Annotated in this window: 21 protein-coding genes; 10 read left to right on the forward strand and 11 right to left on the reverse strand. The window is 34.6% G+C overall.

Features of this window, described 5'->3' with window-relative positions:
* The first annotated feature begins 5 nt into the window (after positions 1–5).
* The gene (locus SSOP1_RS14715; protein ID WP_010924082.1) at positions 6–608 is read left to right on the forward strand and encodes a DUF1404 domain-containing protein; all 603 of its coding nucleotides are present in this window, start codon (positions 6–8) and stop codon (positions 606–608) included.
* Here the strand turns inward: SSOP1_RS14715 and SSOP1_RS17760 are convergent.
* The gene (locus SSOP1_RS17760) at positions 540–821 is read right to left on the reverse strand and encodes a DUF5658 family protein (protein ID WP_014511454.1); all 282 of its coding nucleotides are present in this window, start codon (positions 819–821) and stop codon (positions 540–542) included. The two genes, SSOP1_RS14715 and SSOP1_RS17760, sit on opposite strands and share 69 nt — an antisense overlap.
* A gap of 122 nt (positions 822–943) precedes the next feature.
* Between SSOP1_RS17760 and SSOP1_RS14720 the strand changes: the two genes are divergently transcribed.
* The gene (locus tag SSOP1_RS14720; protein WP_009992572.1) at positions 944–1,351 is read left to right on the forward strand and encodes a hypothetical protein; all 408 of its coding nucleotides are present in this window, start codon (positions 944–946) and stop codon (positions 1,349–1,351) included.
* Here the strand turns inward: SSOP1_RS14720 and SSOP1_RS14725 are convergent.
* Both SSOP1_RS14725 and SSOP1_RS14730 read right to left on the reverse strand, forming a co-directional pair.
* Positions 1,348–2,310, reverse strand: a complete 963-nt coding sequence (locus SSOP1_RS14725; RefSeq protein ID WP_009992574.1) for a stage II sporulation protein M — start codon at positions 2,308–2,310, stop codon at positions 1,348–1,350. The genes SSOP1_RS14720 and SSOP1_RS14725 overlap by 4 nt on opposite strands.
* Positions 2,311–2,355: 45 nt before the next feature.
* A complete protein-coding gene (locus SSOP1_RS14730; RefSeq protein ID WP_009992577.1) occupies positions 2,356–3,456 on the reverse strand; it encodes an S-methyl-5-thioribose-1-phosphate isomerase in 1,101 nt (366 codons plus the stop codon).
* A 52-nt stretch (positions 3,457–3,508) separates the two neighbouring features.
* On the opposite strand from SSOP1_RS14730, the gene SSOP1_RS14735 reads away from it, so the two are divergent.
* Positions 3,509–4,471, forward strand: a complete 963-nt coding sequence (locus SSOP1_RS14735) for an alpha/beta hydrolase (protein ID WP_009992578.1) — start codon at positions 3,509–3,511, stop codon at positions 4,469–4,471.
* Here the strand turns inward: SSOP1_RS14735 and SSOP1_RS14740 are convergent.
* Complete coding sequence (locus SSOP1_RS14740; protein ID WP_029552613.1) at positions 4,457–4,843, reverse strand: NifB/NifX family molybdenum-iron cluster-binding protein; 387 nt, start codon at positions 4,841–4,843, stop codon at positions 4,457–4,459. The genes SSOP1_RS14735 and SSOP1_RS14740 overlap by 15 nt on opposite strands.
* A 163-nt stretch (positions 4,844–5,006) precedes the next feature.
* Positions 5,007–5,942: an NAD-dependent epimerase/dehydratase family protein gene (locus tag SSOP1_RS14745; protein ID WP_029552614.1), complete on the reverse strand. Its 936-nt coding sequence runs from the start codon at positions 5,940–5,942 to the stop codon at positions 5,007–5,009.
* A gap of 56 nt (positions 5,943–5,998) precedes the next feature.
* On the opposite strand from SSOP1_RS14745, the gene SSOP1_RS14750 reads away from it, so the two are divergent.
* Entirely contained in the window at positions 5,999–6,211 is a 213-nt protein-coding gene (locus SSOP1_RS14750; RefSeq protein ID WP_009992581.1) for a hypothetical protein, read from the forward strand.
* A gap of 45 nt (positions 6,212–6,256) precedes the next feature.
* The gene (locus tag SSOP1_RS14755) at positions 6,257–7,219 is read left to right on the forward strand and encodes a hypothetical protein (RefSeq protein WP_009992582.1); all 963 of its coding nucleotides are present in this window, start codon (positions 6,257–6,259) and stop codon (positions 7,217–7,219) included.
* Here SSOP1_RS14755 and SSOP1_RS14760 read toward each other — a convergent pair.
* Positions 7,182–8,402, reverse strand: coding sequence for a glycosyltransferase family 4 protein (locus SSOP1_RS14760; protein ID WP_063492904.1), 1,221 nt, complete (start codon positions 8,400–8,402; stop codon positions 7,182–7,184). The two genes, SSOP1_RS14755 and SSOP1_RS14760, sit on opposite strands and share 38 nt — an antisense overlap.
* Positions 8,403–8,598: 196 nt before the next feature.
* Between SSOP1_RS14760 and SSOP1_RS14765 the strand changes: the two genes are divergently transcribed.
* Positions 8,599–9,117, forward strand: coding sequence for a hypothetical protein (locus SSOP1_RS14765; protein ID WP_009992584.1), 519 nt, complete (start codon positions 8,599–8,601; stop codon positions 9,115–9,117).
* On the opposite strand, the gene SSOP1_RS14770 is transcribed toward SSOP1_RS14765, so the two are convergent.
* On the reverse strand, positions 9,094–9,390 hold the full coding sequence (locus tag SSOP1_RS14770) for a winged helix-turn-helix domain-containing protein (RefSeq protein WP_063492840.1): 297 nt from the start codon (positions 9,388–9,390) through the stop codon (positions 9,094–9,096). The genes SSOP1_RS14765 and SSOP1_RS14770 overlap by 24 nt on opposite strands.
* A gap of 112 nt (positions 9,391–9,502) precedes the next feature.
* Here SSOP1_RS14770 and SSOP1_RS16705 point away from each other — a divergent pair, with 112 nt between their 5' ends.
* Positions 9,503–10,516: an IS630-like element ISC1078 family transposase gene (locus SSOP1_RS16705; RefSeq protein ID WP_010923639.1), complete on the forward strand. Its 1,014-nt coding sequence runs from the start codon at positions 9,503–9,505 to the stop codon at positions 10,514–10,516.
* Positions 10,517–10,950: 434 nt separating this feature from the next.
* Here SSOP1_RS16705 and SSOP1_RS14785 read toward each other — a convergent pair whose 3' ends face one another.
* Positions 10,951–11,559 (reverse strand): hypothetical protein, encoded by a 609-nt coding sequence (locus SSOP1_RS14785; protein WP_009992638.1) that lies wholly within the window; start codon positions 11,557–11,559, stop codon positions 10,951–10,953.
* A 51-nt stretch (positions 11,560–11,610) separates the two neighbouring features.
* Between SSOP1_RS14785 and SSOP1_RS14790 the strand changes: the two genes are divergently transcribed.
* Positions 11,611–12,582: a phosphomevalonate kinase gene (locus tag SSOP1_RS14790; protein ID WP_009992639.1), complete on the forward strand. Its 972-nt coding sequence runs from the start codon at positions 11,611–11,613 to the stop codon at positions 12,580–12,582.
* Positions 12,583–12,586: 4 nt separating this feature from the next.
* Here the strand turns inward: SSOP1_RS14790 and mvaD are convergent, their stop codons facing one another.
* Both mvaD and SSOP1_RS14800 read right to left on the reverse strand, forming a co-directional pair.
* Positions 12,587–13,564: a diphosphomevalonate decarboxylase gene (gene mvaD / locus SSOP1_RS14795; RefSeq protein ID WP_009992640.1), complete on the reverse strand. Its 978-nt coding sequence runs from the start codon at positions 13,562–13,564 to the stop codon at positions 12,587–12,589.
* Positions 13,565–13,582: 18 nt separating this feature from the next.
* Complete coding sequence (locus tag SSOP1_RS14800; protein ID WP_009992642.1) at positions 13,583–14,266, reverse strand: hypothetical protein; 684 nt, start codon at positions 14,264–14,266, stop codon at positions 13,583–13,585.
* Positions 14,267–14,592: 326 nt separating this feature from the next.
* On the opposite strand from SSOP1_RS14800, the gene SSOP1_RS14805 reads away from it, so the two are divergent.
* Both SSOP1_RS14805 and SSOP1_RS14810 read left to right on the forward strand, forming a co-directional pair.
* Positions 14,593–15,156: a hypothetical protein gene (locus tag SSOP1_RS14805; RefSeq protein WP_009992644.1), complete on the forward strand. Its 564-nt coding sequence runs from the start codon at positions 14,593–14,595 to the stop codon at positions 15,154–15,156.
* 49 nt (positions 15,157–15,205) lie between these two features.
* Positions 15,206–16,078, forward strand: coding sequence for a hypothetical protein (locus SSOP1_RS14810; RefSeq protein ID WP_009992645.1), 873 nt, complete (start codon positions 15,206–15,208; stop codon positions 16,076–16,078).
* On the opposite strand, the gene SSOP1_RS14815 is transcribed toward SSOP1_RS14810, so the two are convergent.
* A complete protein-coding gene (locus tag SSOP1_RS14815; protein WP_009992646.1) occupies positions 16,075–17,259 on the reverse strand; it encodes an NRAMP family divalent metal transporter in 1,185 nt (394 codons plus the stop codon). The two genes, SSOP1_RS14810 and SSOP1_RS14815, sit on opposite strands and share 4 nt — an antisense overlap.
* Positions 17,260–17,352 lie beyond the last annotated feature (93 nt).

Below are 17,352 nucleotides of genomic sequence, written 5' to 3' on the forward strand. Positions count from 1 at the left end.
AAAAAGTGAATAATTATTTTTTTATAACTATTCTAATGTTCTGTATCTTTCTTATTGCGATATCCGTTAATCCATTTACGGAAGAGTACATGTTCGTTAATCCAATACCTTATATGTTAGCCCATTATTCACTTTTTGGAGCGGGTATTCTTATCTCATATTATCTCGTTAAGAGAAAAATTGTAGACAAACATATAGGATTTCCAGTCGGAGCTTCAATTGCTTTCCTATGGCACTACCCATTTTTCTTTAATTTAGGTGCTGAAATCCTATCAGTAAGATTGATAGAGGAGATTACTTTATTGGTTGGGGGTCTAATTATAGGTTCCTCTCTTAAGGAACTTAATAGAAGCTTTAAGGTACTTCTTTTAGCTTTATGGATGATAGGCGATAGTTTACTTTCTTTAATATTAATGATAAGCCCATCGCTTTATACTACTCTATATGCCCCTAAGGAATTAGAGTATCTAGGTATAATCATGTTCCTTATGATGAACTTAATTGCAGTCTACATACTGCTAAACTACATAAATAATTTGTTAAGAGATGAGGAGAATGTTGTTAATAAAGACTATGAAAGAAATTCCTATCCCAAGAATGATCACTAAATCTAGTTTAGTATACTTATAGAGAAGATAGATTAGACCTAATATTCCTATTTTAATGAGAAGAAATATTGCAATAAAGACTGGAAATGGTAATGAGGAGTATAATGCGTTTATTAATGGGTTGCTCTCTACAAGACCCCTAGATAATCCCAGTGCTGTAGTTATAACGTCAAGCATCAAAAGAGTTGTTAACGGAACTAAAAGTGTTTTCATAAGATAATATTTTAACTTTTACTTAAAAAGACGATATATAAATTTATATGCACTTGTGTGCAATTGTGTGCAATCGTATTTTGAGAAATTATTTTTAATAAGGGGGAGTATGATATTATATTATGAGCTTAGAGGATCAAGTGCTAAAGTTCCTTACTGACATCTCGAGAAAGGAGGAGGAAATCGAATACTTAATAGTTAATATGTTTAAACCCCAACTTGAGAGTAAAGGAGTTAACCTAGCTAGTATAAAGAGGGAGTTTTTAGTAGATGATAAAGGTATTTTAAGAATAGGGTACGTATTACCCATTATGTATTATGATCAAGGGGAAGAGATTTATTTGTTTTTGGCTAAAAATTACGCAGACTACTCCACTTTAGAACAACTGTTAATTAGAGAAAAGATTCTAGAAAATAAATTCTCTAAGAAAGTAAGAAGTTTTCTGATAGCGTTCGCAATCCCCAAAAAGTATTACGATATGGCCTTAAAATTGGGTATAGAGGTGATAAGTGAAAAAATTTTAGGTTAGATAGAATTCAAATATCTTGCTAACTGAGATAAATATTCCTTAAATATTTGAAAGTCATTTATCCTGTTTTCAATCCTAATTTTGAATGCCTCGTTATAGATATCATATAGTTGAGGATTCCCAACCCTATATGCTACAGATCTTATTACGTTATCTTGATCTTCTTTGGATAGAGTAGGCATTCCCAATTTGTTACCAACTGCTGTAATCAAGTAAAAGATGGCTTCCCAATAATATCTCATAGCCTCAGATAAGTTGCCCTGAGTTTCATAATAACTTGCTGTATTCCAGCTCTGATTGTACCTAGCTAAATAGTCAGCATAAGTTTGCAGTTGAACTATGTTTTGCTGTTTAGGAGCTACCGGGGCTCTCACTTTAATGTAATTTTCAGCTCTCCTTTGTAAGAATTCGTAAAGGAAGTATAGGAATACAAACGCGGGTATCGAATATAGCCATAATATGTAAGGGTTACTTACGTAAAACTCCCCAGATTCCACTAAAGCTGCCAAAAATAGTTCTATTGGAACCATTATAAGGGTTAACAATCCTCTTATCCACTCCCTAGGTCTAATTATGATGTATAACCCACTAGAGGCAGCTATGGCATAGGAGGGTAGTTCAAGCCACGAGTGTGGTAAGGTCATTAAACCTAACGCAGATAAAATTCCAGGGACGTTAAGACTTGCTGAGAACGCACTCAAAACAGCTCCCGTAGAATATATACTTATTGCCAATATGATCATTCCCACAGCAGGTATGAAGTCTAGTAACCCAACTCTCACGTTATTAGCAAATATCATTAATACCTTACCAAAATAAGACTGATTCAACACTTGATTTTCCGTACTATTGAATTGTGAAACTAGAATTGGATTATTCTGAGGTATGGCAGAAGCTATTAGAAATAATACTACCTCAAATACGAAAACTATCAAGATAAGCTTTGTTAAAACTCTCATTAAGGTTAATTATGATCTTGATATTTAAATTACTTTTCCTAAGAGTTATCTTTCTACAATTCTTTTAATATTCTCATGAAATGGCGGATATATTATTCCCTTTTCAGTTATTATCCCAGCAATATATTTAGGTGGAGTAACATCAAATACAGGATTATATACATTTACGTTTTCTGGAGCTATTGGTATTCCCCTAATTGTCCTAACTTCATTAGGATCCCTCTCCTCGATCTTAATTTCGTTAACGTTGCTCTTTAAATCGAAACTTGAAGTCGGGGCTAATGCGTAAAACGGTATCCCTAATTCGTGAGCTATGACAGCTTCCTTATATGTTCCTATTTTATTGAAAACATGCCCATCTCTTAATATCCTATCAGCCCCAACCATGACGCTATTAACCATTCCTCGATACATTACCAAACCAACTGCAGTGTCGGTAATCAATGTGACTTTTATTCCTTCCTCCATTAATTCGTAAACGGTTAACCTACTACCTTGTAACCAAGGTCTAGTCTCTGGAGCGATAACTGAGACGTTCATCCCTAAGGCTTTAGCCAATTTCACTGGAGACAATGCAGTCCCCAACCCAGTACCAGTCGCCAAACCACCAGCATTACACTGCGTCAGTACTGTATCACTGTCGTTTAATTTCTCTAAACCGTAAAGTCCCATTTGTATTTCAGCGTCATATTCCTCATCAAAAATCCTCTTAGCCTCAACTTTCATAAGGTCTATTAGCTCATTTATGGTCTTAGCGTTACCGTTTTCCACTGCATTTTTAGCTAAAGTTAACATTCTTGAAGTCGCCCAAACCAAATTAACAGCTGTAGGTCTAGCTGAATCCAATATGGCTTTAGCCCTAGTCAATTCTCTAATAGCCTCATCTAATGTCTTTACATTCTTGTTACTAGTTAACGCCAATACCATTCCGTACCCGGCAGTAATTCCTATTGCTGGAGCACCTCTAACTTGCATGTTCTTTATGGCTAATGCTGTACTATCAACGTCCTTTAAATCTACGTAGACCTTTTGGAATGGTAATAACGATTGATCCAGGATTGTCAAAGTATTATTTTCGTCCTTCCAAATTATAGGTAGTAACTTTGGTTTATAAACCTCTTTAACTTCCTTAACTGTTAGCTTCATATGATATAATGAAAAAAGGAAGATTTAAAGCTTAGGGAAGGAAGATGGGTACATGAACTTAACTATTATTGAATTTGAGAGTAACGTTTTGAGAGATAATCCCTTAAATGATCCGTATAAGAGAAGAGTGGGAATAATTTACCCTAAAGACTATGAGGGGAGACCAATATTGATTTACCTTAGCGGTTACCTCTCTTCTTCACTAACCCAAATTAATTATAACCCATTGGGAGAGGACATGGTGAGTAAGGTTGAGAGATTGAGTAACGAGGGGAAAATGAAAGGTTCAGTAATAGTTCTTCCAGATATGTTCACTAAGGTTGGTGGAAATCAGTACATAAATTCCTCAGCAGTTGGAATGTATGAGGACTTTCTGGTAAAGGAATTAATACCATTCTTAAAGGATAAGTTCAAGAGCGATAAGATAGGAATATTTGGACACTCCTCAGGAGGATATGGTGCACTTATATTAGGAATGAAATACCCTAATACTATTAAGGCCATAGCTGACCACGCTGGTGACGCATATTTCGAGTACGTCTACTTACCTACATTTCCTAGGGCAATTGAGCAGTTAAGGAGATTTAAGACTCCAGAGGAATGGTTAGAAAATTATTGGAAGAAGGAAAATAAACAGCATAGGGAAGATTTAAATACGTTGAACGTGGTCGGCATGTCAGCATTTTATTCTCCAAATAATGAAAAAATTGAGTTGCCCTTCGATCTGGAAACTGGGGAAATATTGGAAGATGTTTGGAAGAAATGGTTAGAGAAAGACCCAGTGAGAATGGTTGACAAATACGCTGATAATTTGAAAATGCTTAAGTTCATATTTATAGATGTAGGCAAAAAGGACGAGTTCAATATACAGTATGGGAGTAGGACTTTACACAAGAAATTGCAAAAATATGGGATAAATCACTATTACGAGGAGTTTAATGATGGCCATCTCCACACTAACTATAGATATGATATATCATTAAGCCTTCTTGAAAAGAAACTAACGTCGGAATAGCCTTTCTTTAATCGCCAAAAAGCTAGAATATGTAACTTCCCACTTGCTTACTGAATGAAAACTATATGTATATATACTATCACCGATATTTCCTACTAACATTCTAACATTAGCTTTCTTTAAAATGGAATAAGATGGATAGCAGAGAGATCCATGAGCAGCGATTACCATTTCGGCTCTTAACCTTACACATTCTTTAGCTACTAACGGTCTTTTAGTGGAAGAGTTTAACGCTGGATTCTCCTCCTTATATAGAATCTCCTTATTTTTATCGGTAAATAATACTATGAATTTCCCTCTAGAGAATAAGTCTAATCTGTTTGAATCATCTACAACAGTACATATTATCATAAGAATTTTAATAACTTGTATAATAAAAAGTTTAATCCTAACCATGCTTAGTTGATCTGTTGAATATTTTCCACTAAGTCACTATTATCTATCTTTCAACTAACCTCAAGATGTACAACTTATGTTTATGATGTTTTTTAACTTTTTGTGAAAATTCAACGAGTCCACAAAGCTTCCTAATCGTTCATATAATCTTGTAATATTTTGCCATTTCCTTAAACGTCTCAATCCTTACATCCTCTGGAATGTAATTTAATTCCCTTTCGGCCTTCTTGTAGGAATATACTAACTCCCGTGAAAGGACATCATAGGCCATTTTTAGCATCTCGTGTGAAGATTTGAAAGGCTCTATGAGCTTTACGCTAAATGGGAGCCATGACCTTATTTCCCTATTTATGGCTTTTACTGCATCAGAGAAAAGACTTGTCAAGTTAGCGGGTTCCTTATCAGTAATGTAAAAATAATCGCTCCTCTTATATTTGCAAGCTAATTCTATTGCCTTGGAAGTATTTCTGGTTGAGACTACGCTAAACATATTATCATTTTTTAGACCAATACCATGAGAAACTAACCACATGAAAGCCCTCCACATAAGGATTCTACTATAGGGGCCATAAACTATTGGAAACCTAAGTATTACATAATTGGGGAATTTAGATATGTTCCTTTCCCCTTCAAGCTTCGTAATTCCATGAAGCGTATTTGGCTTTAAACCTTCCCCATGAGGACTCTCTTCAGCTATAGGTCTCTCTTTACTTTCGATATTTTCAGACACTCCTATACTGCTTATATATACGAACTTACCGGAATTAACTTGAAAGAACTTCCTTCCTATTTCAGTAGGGAATTGTACTTGTAAGTATTCAAATTCTCTAGGATCCTTAGTCCACATTGCGCCTATGAAGTAAACTAAACAATCAATGTCTTTCAAATAATTATCATAAGAGAAAACTATATTTGCACCAATGTTTTGTAAGGCTTTTGTGTAATCGTTCATGCTCCTAGCGTAAACTAGTACATCATGTCCCTTACTTATGGCATATCTTACGAAATTGCTACCAACGAATCCCGTACCGCCAAATGTTAAGATTTTCATATTAACATTTTTGCAAAAAAGTATAAAAAGATGTCATTTAGCACTTTTGCTTAAAAAGTATCCTAATAAACTAACATGTTGTGAACTATTCAAAATTTTGGGCAAGGTTTAAGGAATGGGCTTTGACCACAAACGATGAAGTTATCTTACCTCATAAGCTGAGAAAGATAGTTGAAATAATCAAACGAAATCCCGATATAACCTTAGTTAGACTTGCGGGATATTTAGATACTGATGCTCTATACTTAGCTAGATATTTACGTAACAGCTATAAGAATATCGTAGAAACCTAATCTATAAGCTTAACATTTTTTTATTCTGTTATCGATTTCAACTATATGAAGGAGATAAAAGAGATAGAACCTTGGGGAGTTAATATTCCCTTTATATTCTTGGCAATGATATACTGGGCTTTGGGTTCACTATCACTACCCCTTAACTTGCCATTTCATCCCTATTTTATGCTGTTGGGAGCTTACGCATTATACTTTGGCATGATACAGAGACTGTTCTTTCCAGCAAAAAATTACTTAGCGTTACATATAGCATCTTTAATTCTCTTGGCTATTCCAATACAGTATTTTCAAATTATTGCATCAGTTGTCCTAACTATTACTGAAGTCTGGGCACTAAAAGATCTGAAAATGTATGGTTATAATACTAAAAAGTTACCTATCAATGCTCTAGTACTATCGTCACCATTCTCGTCCATAATTGCGTGGGTATTTTACCCAAACTACTGGCTTCTTATCACTCCTTTACTTTTGTATATATTAGGAGTAAACGTGGGAGTATTTTCCGTTAACTTGAGAACCAAACCAGTATTCGGACTGCATCAGTTACCCATATTCCTAATTATAATATTGTCGTACTTTTTCCCCATACTATTTCCCTTTATCGGAGTAGTTTACTTCCTTACAATATATAGAAAGACGTTTACTTTTAAGAGCATTACTGGGATTTCATCTTTACTGTCTCTAATAGTAATTCCCTTGTTGTCGCTCTATTTTGGAGATTTCGTTCACGCTTTTACCTTAGGTATAATGTCGAACTTATTCTTCTCCTGCATTACCTACTCTACAAGTAGATATAATTACAATAAGGTTGTAATTTCTATACTACTCTCAGATTTAGCTTATATACTGCGATTCTTTTACTTCGAAATTTCAGGGATTTTTTGGATTGTTGCAGTAATTTATTTCCTCTATTTAATTAAAGATAATTTCTATTTGACTTCCATAAAACTAGGACTATCAATGAGATTTATAAGAATGCAGAAAGAAAATCGTGGGTCTCCTTAGCTACGTTTGCCCATGAGGAGTGCAATTCTAAAAACTTCTTCACCTTCTCATCTTCATGCTCACTCTCGTATTCTTCATCTTTCATCCTTAGTATACTGTTTGCAGTACTTGCCATTTCCTTTATATCATACTCTCTCACTGTTCTAACTGGTTTTAAACTGGAAAACACAAATCTTATTGCAGGTATATCATATGCTACAACCGAAGTACCTAAAGCTAAGGTATCTAAAACCACTAGAGAAAAACCATCTTGATGGGAAGGATAAATTAAAACTTTAGCCTTGGCCACTGTATTGTATACCTCTTCTATTGGCCTATAACCTTTATATTCAATTTTAGGATGCGACATTAGAATCGACCTATCGTTCTCATTAAAAATTTTTCCAAATACAACTATTTTACTATCTAATAAATCAGCGATCTTAGGCAATTCCTTAATCCCCTTCTGTGGGACTAATCTAGCGAAGAAAACCGCATAGTCTTCTTTACCTCTAGTCCTCCTATACTTATAAATAATATCCTTATTGAAAGCATTACCAACCTCATAAACCTTTAATCTCACACTATGTGCAATCTCTTCAATTCCAGATAGATAAAACGGTGCCTTAGATACACCAGCTATTCCCCTTAATATTCCATCATTTATTGAACGTAAAAATGCCCTTTTATCGAATTTGTAGAACATCCACATTAAGGTGTCATATGCTAATCCTTTGATTCCTAGAAATTTCCTATACCCCCTTCCGAAAGAATTTCTGAATGGCTCAAGATGTAAAAGTTTAACTAATGGTTTATTCAATCTTTTTGCAATATGGTATGATAATCTTAAGGTAATTGAGTCTTCGTGCATGTCGTAAATGACGTCCGGTTTAATATCCTTTAGTTCATCAATATATTTTCTATCCTCCCCCAAATTATTCCATCTTAAGTAAACGGTATGAGATCTTATGAAATAAGGTAATGTACCAACTTCTTCAGCTTCTTTAGTTTCATACACAGAATGATGAACACTAATATGTGCATTCTCTAAATCCTTTAACACTTCATAGTTCCTTCTCACAAGAAATGACGGAACGTATAAGAATACCTCGTCCCCCATCTTTACTAACTCTTTTAAAACATTTATTATATGAACCGATACTCCAGATGGGTTAAAAACGTTACCAATTGCCAGTACTCTCATCTTTCTCACTTTAGTTTAACACTATGACTATTCTTAGTTTAAAGTGAGAAATTAATGATTTTCTTAACTATTAACTTCCTTCTTGCCCTTATAAGCTTTCTGCTTATATCTTGTGGTCATATTATAATGAATTTCATACCGTATTCTGTCGCGAGTAGCAATAAGTTATATTATTAAAGTTATTAAAGGAGTAAACGTGGATCCATTTATCCTATCGTTATTACTAGGTCTTTCGCATGGAATTGAACCTGATCATGTAGCGACTGCAAGACTTTTAAAGAGCCGATGGAAGATTGTACAATTTGCCCTATCTCATTCAGCTGGGTTCGTTATAATAGCAATACCACTTGTAATTCTAATAGGTGATAATAAATTCTTAGAGATAATCTCAAATATAATAGGTATTATATTTTCAATTCTACTTCTAATTCAAGCAATATTTGATAAGGAAATTGATATAGGGGCAAACAAGGCTGGGTTATTACAAGGAGCTTTCGTCATAACTCCAACCAAGGTGTTGGTTATAGTTATCGCTTCCACTGCTTATAGTATACTCTACTCTATAGAGGTAATTTCAGTATTTATAATAGCATCTGCAGTTTCAATTATATCTCTCTCACTATTAAATTTCGTACCGAAGAGAGTATATAAAATAGTAGATGTAGGAATAGCTCTATTAACTATGACTTACTTAATCTTTCTTCTCATTAATTGATAGTTCTTTCCTAACTTCATAAATTATATTAGCTAATTCTAATTCCATCTTTCTCATATTTCTAAGCTGTTCAAGAATTTTTCTTCCTTTTTCTGTTAACTTATACTCGCCATTGTCGTCTTGAATAAGCCCCTCTTCTGCAAGCATTGATATATATTTTTTTGCTAGCGAGGCGCTAAGATTAACATTTTTCATAATACTAGATATCCTATTAATTTTACTATCTATCGCCTCCAAGATATCACTTATTATATCATCCCTAGTCCTTCTCATACATATACTATAACTGTTCGATCATATATATTTTTTATCGTTTGGTATCCCATTATACTTCGTCAGACTTTAAAGAGCAAGATTTATATTTCATGAGTAATACTAAATTGTTATGCCGAAATCCAGAATGCACGGTATAAGGCTCAACAAGAAACAAGAGGAAGAGAGGAGGATTAACGCTGTAAAAGATGTGAGGAACGGGATGAGTATAAAGGACGTTGCCAAGAAGTATGACGTCTCCATCTTTACCGTGTACAAGTGGTTGAGGAAAGGTGACCTGAGCGCTAAGCCGAGGAAGGGACCCACGAAACTGAAGGACGAGGAAAAGCTCGTCCGAATCTTAGAAAAGAGCCCAAGAGATTTCGGCTTGAACTACGATTTCTGGACCTTGAAGCTCATAGCGTATATACTTGACAAGGAATTTGGGATAAAGTACAACCCGAGGAGTTTAAGCCCAGTCCTCAAGAAGTTAGGCTTCAAGTACAAGAAAGGAAAGAGAACTTACGTTAGAGACGATAACGCTGTAGAAAGGTGGGTGAAGGAACAAGGGGAGAAGCTTTTTAAAAAAATAAGAGAAGGGTACAAGGTACACATCTTCGATGAGTCGTACGTGTCCTACATAAACAAGGGTAAAGGCTGGATGAAGGTCGGAGGAGGGATAAAGGTCAACCCTAAGAGGAAGAGGTTTGCAGTAGTAGGCGGGATAACGATTAGTAAAGAGGGAATAACTTTCTCCTATTCGACATACAAGAAGCCCTCGCTGAACTCAAAAGATATTATACTCTACTTGAGGAAGGTAATAAAGGACGAGAAGACCGTGATAGTGATGGATAATGCTAGAATACACGGTAATGAAGTGAGGGAATTCCTTGAGGAAAATGGGGTGGAGTTTGTTTATCTGCCGCCTTACTCTCCGGATAAGAGTCCGGCGGAGGGGCCGTGGGCAGTCCTCAAGAAAAGGCTCTACTCGAAGATTTACACGGACTTCGAGACCTTAATGTGGGATGCAACGAGGTTCCTACGCTCCATATCCAAGAGAGTAAATGACCTTACGTATAGTGTGAAGAGGTGCGGTGAACCTTGGACGTCAATACTGAGTGAAGTTTTCTTGCCCTTTAAAGTCTGACGAAGTATAATAAACGATGAGAAACTATGTCGTAAGAACTAGCTGAATAGCTGAAACTTTTTCAAATGTAACGTAAAGTTCACACGCGTTCACTGATAATTTTCTGAGGAAGGTTTCGGATCTAATAGGATTTTTAAACGATATATAATATTAATCCTTTGTTTCTTAGACTTAATAGAAGCCATTTACCTTCACATAATCCTCAACCCATTCATAAATATTGGAGAAATGGAACTTCTTATGTTTCGTAGTATTAACTATTCGAGATATTCGCCCGCTCTGTAACATACGGAGTGTATAACTCTATGTTATTACTACTAGGCTTGCAAATCACACAGTTAAATAGAACTTATCAACTAAGAGTTCTTGAACTTTTCTCAAACTTAATTTTGGATTATGAGGGAAACTTATAAGGTTTATGGAAAACATTTCTACTAACTTTGACTCTCCGCTCCTCCCTTTATTTTCTGTAACGTACTTTTAATCTCTTCAGCCTCTTTTTCTCCCCTATATTTACTCACTAACGAAATGAACGCATTTATTTCATCCTCAGTCATGGATTCTTGCATAAGCGGGCTTAGCTTAGATAAAAACTCCCTGTACAAATTTTCCAAGACTTCCGTATATTCAGGTAATGTTAAAGCTGGCATGTCATCTAGTAATGATATTATCGAAGATGAAATGGAGGAAAGTAGATCCTTTAGGACACCCTTAAAGGCTACAGCTTGTTGTTGTTTCTCCATCTTACTAATATCCTCTACTTTCTTCTTCAACTCGCTCAAATTTTTAGCTAATCTATACTTGTGAAATTCCAAATTAATAATAGCGTTTCTTACGCTCTTTGACGCTATGTATCTTATCTCATCCCCGTCTTTTAGAACGTTAATGTAACCTTTTAAGTAAAGGTTCTCAATTGTTTCTTGGATAGTGTTTCTAGATAAGATATAACCTAATGCTGATAGTTGTGAATAAGTGGTCCCACTAGGTCCTGCTTGGGCTATTGCAACTAATACTAACCTTTCCCTCTTGCTTAGAAATTCCATTTGGAAATGAATAGTAGTTAAAGATTAAAAAGCTAATAAGGAATATGGAATGTGATAAAGGTTAGCGCACCTGGCAAAATACTTTGGATAGGAAGTTACAGCGTAGTTTTTGGAGGCATATCACATGTAATAGCAGTTAATAAGAGAGTGAGTTGTAGTTTGAGAGAAATTAAAGAGAAGGATAGTTTAATTTTCCATACTAGTTATGGGCACTTCAAAAATTCTGGTAATGAGTTAATTAATTCAGTCCTAGATACTTTTAGAGAAAGGCTTTCACAACTTCCTCAAGGTTATGAAATAGATCTATATAACGATAAGGAGTTTATAATAGATGGTAAAAAAACGGGACTAGGTAGTTCTTCGGCTGCTACAGTTTCCCTTACCGCTTGTCTGTATTACGCTATCCACGGCAAACTGGATTTGTTTGAGATACATAAATTGGCACAAATTGCCAACTATAAGAGACAAAAGGGAATTGGTAGTGGGTTTGACATAGCTTCAGCTGTTTTTGGTAGCATAGTTTACAAGAGATTTACTGATTTAGATAAGATGGACTTCTATTTCGAAAAACTCAATTTGGGAAATTACGATATGATGCTTGGATTTACGGGAAAGAGTTCTGAAACCGTGGGTTTGGTTAGGAAATTTGTAGAGAAGAGTAATTTGGATGATTTTAAGGAAATAATGAGGCTTATAGATGAGGAGAATTATATGGCAATCAAACTCATAAAATTGAATAAGCTTGACGAGGCTGTGGAGCACATAAAGTTAGGAAGGAAGTATTTGAATTATATAGCTGAGCGTATTGTTGGTGTTAAACTGGTAAGTAAAATGGAGGAGGAGTTGATAAAAATAGCAGAAGAGGAAGGTGCGTTAGTAGCCTTATCTCCTGGGGCAGGTGGGGGAGATTCAATTTTTGCATTAGGCAATGATTTAAATAGGGTAAGGGAGGCGTGGAGTAAAAGAGGTATTTTCATAATTGATGTGAAAGAAGACGAGGGATTAAGGCTCGAATCTAACTAAATTTTCATTCTCTACTTAATACTTTTGGTCCATCTCCTACTTTAGATACTATTATTCTCTTTATTTCTAGAGATTTTAAGAATTCTAAAATATCTCCTATATTTCTTTCTGTAGTAAAAATGTGAGGATTTGGTCCAGCATCAAATGTATAACCAGCCTTCCCATAATCATGTATCCATTCCATAATCCTTATGGAAGTATCGTTTAAGTAAAAGAAGGATGGCCAACTATCCAATATTACTGCGTGCATACTATTACTATGTCTCATCATAAGATAGTAGAATTTCTTCTCATCCCTATTCCTTATAGCCTCAATAACTTCATTAAATGTCTTCTCAATGTATTTAAGCCTACATTCCATTAGTTCTGAAGTTTCAGCTGATCTTATCATACCCTTTCTAGAAGAGATTTTCTTTTCTTTCTCACTTAATATAGGAATAATATCCACTAATTCACTCCAATAGTCATGCCGGAAGATTTGATAACAATAAGAATCCTCTCCATCTTCTCTCTCCCCCTTATTCCATACTACAAATCCTCCAAACATACTTCTACATGCACTTCCAGATCCCAGTCTAGCTATTTTGGAAAGCTCTTCGGATTTGAGGTTTAACTCCAGTAACTCATTTAGACTAAAGGCTAACGCTGCAATCCCTGCTGCAGAAGACGCTAATCCCGCATTAATAGGAAATTTTGACTTTGACTCAACTTTAACGTGAAATTCCTTGCCAACGATTTTCTTAAAGGTATCCAAGACCCTTCCAGCATACTCTTTCATTTCATCTTCTGATAAGATCCTATCGTTAACTATTACAATATTCTTATCGTTTAAGGTTACTTTGGTAATCACTGATAACTGATCATCTAAAGTAATCGATAATGAGTTGTTGAGCGGTAAATTTAGTCTTTCATCTCCCCTTTTTCCCCAGTACTTTACAACGGCTATATTTGACGGTGCAGAAACTGTTACAGACTTTAACACGATTGTAAGAATACTCCATTACTTATTAACTTTAACTAGCTCATATAATTCCTTTTTAGACACTTCATTACCCTTTTTAAATATTCCCTTCTTGCTGATTGAAATATTATCTATTATTATCTCGTTATCGTTCTCAATTCTTAAACCCAGATCAATTAGTTTCTCGATTAAGTCTAAATCCCTTATTCCATAATATTTAAGGAGAAGCAAAGCTCTCATGTCTTTAACCTTTCTAATTCTGCCTAAATTGAACGGCTCTAAATTAACCTTTTCGAGAATTAGACTTAAATAATACGTTGCCTCTAAACTCTTTCCATCTATAAATGTGAATCCATTAATTGTCCATATTCTAACGTAATCCTTAAATACGTCAACCTTAGAGTAAGGAAGTTTAGTAGCTTCTAGCTTATCTAAAATTTCCCTCTTAGAGGGTATATTATGGAATTCTATGCCAAATCTAGTAGTATATAATTCCTCTGATTCTTCTAGAATATCTTCCATATCTTTTATGTATAGATTCGATAAATTTAAAATAATATTCCTTCTTATGGCTCTAATACTAACCTTGTTATGAAGAAACTCAACCTTGTAATTATATGCCTTTATATTGTATTTTCTTAGTATCTTGACTAAATCGTTTAGTACGTTATCATCGCTACAATCTGTACGTATAATGTATTTGTCAATAATTACCTTTTCCACAACTGTTCTTAGATAAATTAACCTATATATTAATTATAACAATTCCTCAAGAATGGCGAACGGTAAAAAATATTCAAATATGCTCCATACATAATATATGATATTTAGGGCGCGCACTTTTTAAAGTTTATAATTACTATAATCTCCTCCAAGAGAATTTCCATAAATATTTAAGATCTAAGGTGAATAAAGTAAATTTGTGCAAATGCTATTGATTATTTTGTATATATAGTCGTAGCATACTTATTCTGATAGTTCCTTAAAACAAACATTTATTTACTCTATAGGTTATGATACTATAGTAATGAAATAACAAGTGAAGAATTATGTCTCTTAACATACTGTTTTTAGAGTTTATACTTGCATCATCTTTCCTATTAATTATTTCGACTGTATTGCAGTTTTACCTTGAATCTAAACTCCCTGGTTTAACTAAGGATTTAGATAAAGTAGTCTTTTTAGCTAAACTGGGTGCTTTACTATCTCTCATTAAGCTTCTATCTTCGGATAAGATTTCGGATATTCTTGAGGGCACGATGATTGCCGGTCCACTTAACATTAAAATTGAAGAATTGAAAAACTATATCTCAGCGAATTGGGATAGCCTCAAGGGTTATATCAGTATATTGAACGAGAAGATTAAGGACGTAGACAGGATAATCTTCTTATCTAAAGAAGTAAGCGTAACAATGTCGCATATAGTCAATGAGAACAAAATCTCTTTAGTTCTACTTTTTTGCTCTTCTTTATTTTTATTGTTAAATTTCGTGGGCATTGCCTTCTTATTTTCCGGATTAGCCTTTGGAATTCTAGCCATAGCAATTGCGTCTAGTTTAAATTGCGTGAAATACGTTGATGAGCTAAAAGACTTTTTCTCTAAATACGCTTGATATCGTTAAGAATTAGTATTTTAATATCTGATTTAACTTTACTTTAAATGTGGTATATAGACAGTGTATAAGATGGAAAAAGGGGCTAGTGAATACGCAGTGTGAGATAGAGGTTCAAATTAGTGATGATGATGAAGTTTACGTTATAAAAAATGGGATAGTTAAAAGAGTTAAAGGAGAAAACGATATCATACCCTATATAAACACCATTTCCCCTGCATTTAGAGCATTAGTGTTAAGTAAATTGCCCAATAATATGTCAGAAAACCTTTACAGATTGGTGTACAAAACACAACCATTTGGTGAGATAAGGAAAGTCTCAGATAGGACCTATTCCATATGGGGTGGACATTATCCAAGTTTCGTTACTTTCCTAAACTTACCTTCAGAAGTAATAAAATATCTACCACCTTCTAGAATGATTGAGATAGACCCGCAATACTATGCCCACATAGAACCTTTATATAAATCAATGGAAAAACACTCAGAATGGGCTAACGATACAGCCTATTTCTATGGAAATCAAGTTTGCATAGCATTAAGGGGGTGTACTTCCTTTGGAGATGAAGCATATAGTGTAAAAGACATTGATCAGAATTTGAACGTTATAAAACTATGGCTATTTCACATTATACTAGGTTCTGGGACAATTGTGATTAATGGTGGTGTAAAAAGTCTGGAAAAGTTCTTAATGCTAAGATATGACAAAGGATTTGAATTTTTGGAAAGTAAGGAAGAAGCTGGAAAATTGGAAATAGAGATTAATGATAGGAAAATAAAAATAACGTTAAACGATGATGAGCTATTAAGTTTAGACTATACCTCCTCTCGTTATATTAAGTTTTCATACCCATTAAGCTGGAAGAGTAGATATTCAATTTCAGATTTTGTATCCTCTTTAAAAATGTGGAAGGGAAGTTAAATTACAGCAAGTATTCCACCAATGAGTATCATTGCAACTGTAATCCAATAAACGAGCATTCTAGTTCTCCCGTACGCATAGTTCATCATCAAATTCTTGTCCTTTACTAGCATTCCAATCAACACACATGGAATTACAACTATAAACGGGGCTATCGACATTAAAGTTAGGGCAAAGTTAACAACATTATCGTAATTATTCGTGAAAAGTAATGTGATTACAAGTGCAGGAATTGACTCAGAAATGTATAGTAGTATAAAGTTGTTAAAACTATTTTTACCTAAGGCTTCTAAAGTCCCCCATGCACTTCCTAGAGACTCTACTATTAACGCCAGAAAAGCTGCACAAATTAATCCAATTCCAAATATATAGGGAGAGAAGGGTCCAGAAACTAATGACAGAGCATATGAGATTTCCTTATAGTTTAAAGGGTCCACTGATGGCGAAATTCCAGTAGTAGCCATTTCTATTGCTACCATTATTAATTCTGATACTATTGCTCCAATAAGTGTCTCTATGGAGGACCACTTTATCTTAGTCTCTATTGAGGACTCTACGTTTTGGTACTTATAAGAGGTGGCTGAAGTTTGGTAAAATATCATAAACGGCATTATTACGGCACCAATATTTGCGGCAACTAAAAACGTAAAGGATTTAGAAGGAGAGAAGTAAAGTACGTTTTCGCCATTTACAATACCCCTTAACATTGCTTGAAGTACAAAGGCAACAGCTAAAAGTAAAGATATTGGAAGTAAGAATTTCTCTATTTTCTCGTACTTCCTAGTTGATATTATAACCAGATGGAATACAAAGAAAATTGGAAGAGTTATATATGGTGGGATCCCTAATACTAACCCTCCAACCGCTATTCCAACATATTCGACTATGTAAGTAAACACGTCGACTACAAACATTGAGAGAGATGCAAGCAACGCTATTTTACCAGAATATCTCTCCCTAATTATCTCGCCAAGACCTTTACCGTTATTTACAGCACCTAATCTTCCAGCAGCCTCTTGAATAATATATAAGGGAATGGATAAAAGTAGCAATAACCAGATCAGTCTGTATCCGTATTCTTGACCATTTGCTACTCCAGTTAATACACTGGCAGCATCAACATCTGCCATCATTACAATCCATGCCGGACCGAAAAGTCTGATTACCTCTTTAATGCTCACATTATAATCTCGTTATACTCAGTATATATATTCTTTACGCCTAATCGTAAATGTATATGTTTGTTTATGATGAAACAAAGCTTCACTTTAAAT

Origin of the sequence: Saccharolobus solfataricus, from assembly GCF_900079115.1 — an archaeon.
GTDB classification, from domain to species: domain Archaea; phylum Thermoproteota; class Thermoprotei_A; order Sulfolobales; family Sulfolobaceae; genus Saccharolobus; species Saccharolobus solfataricus.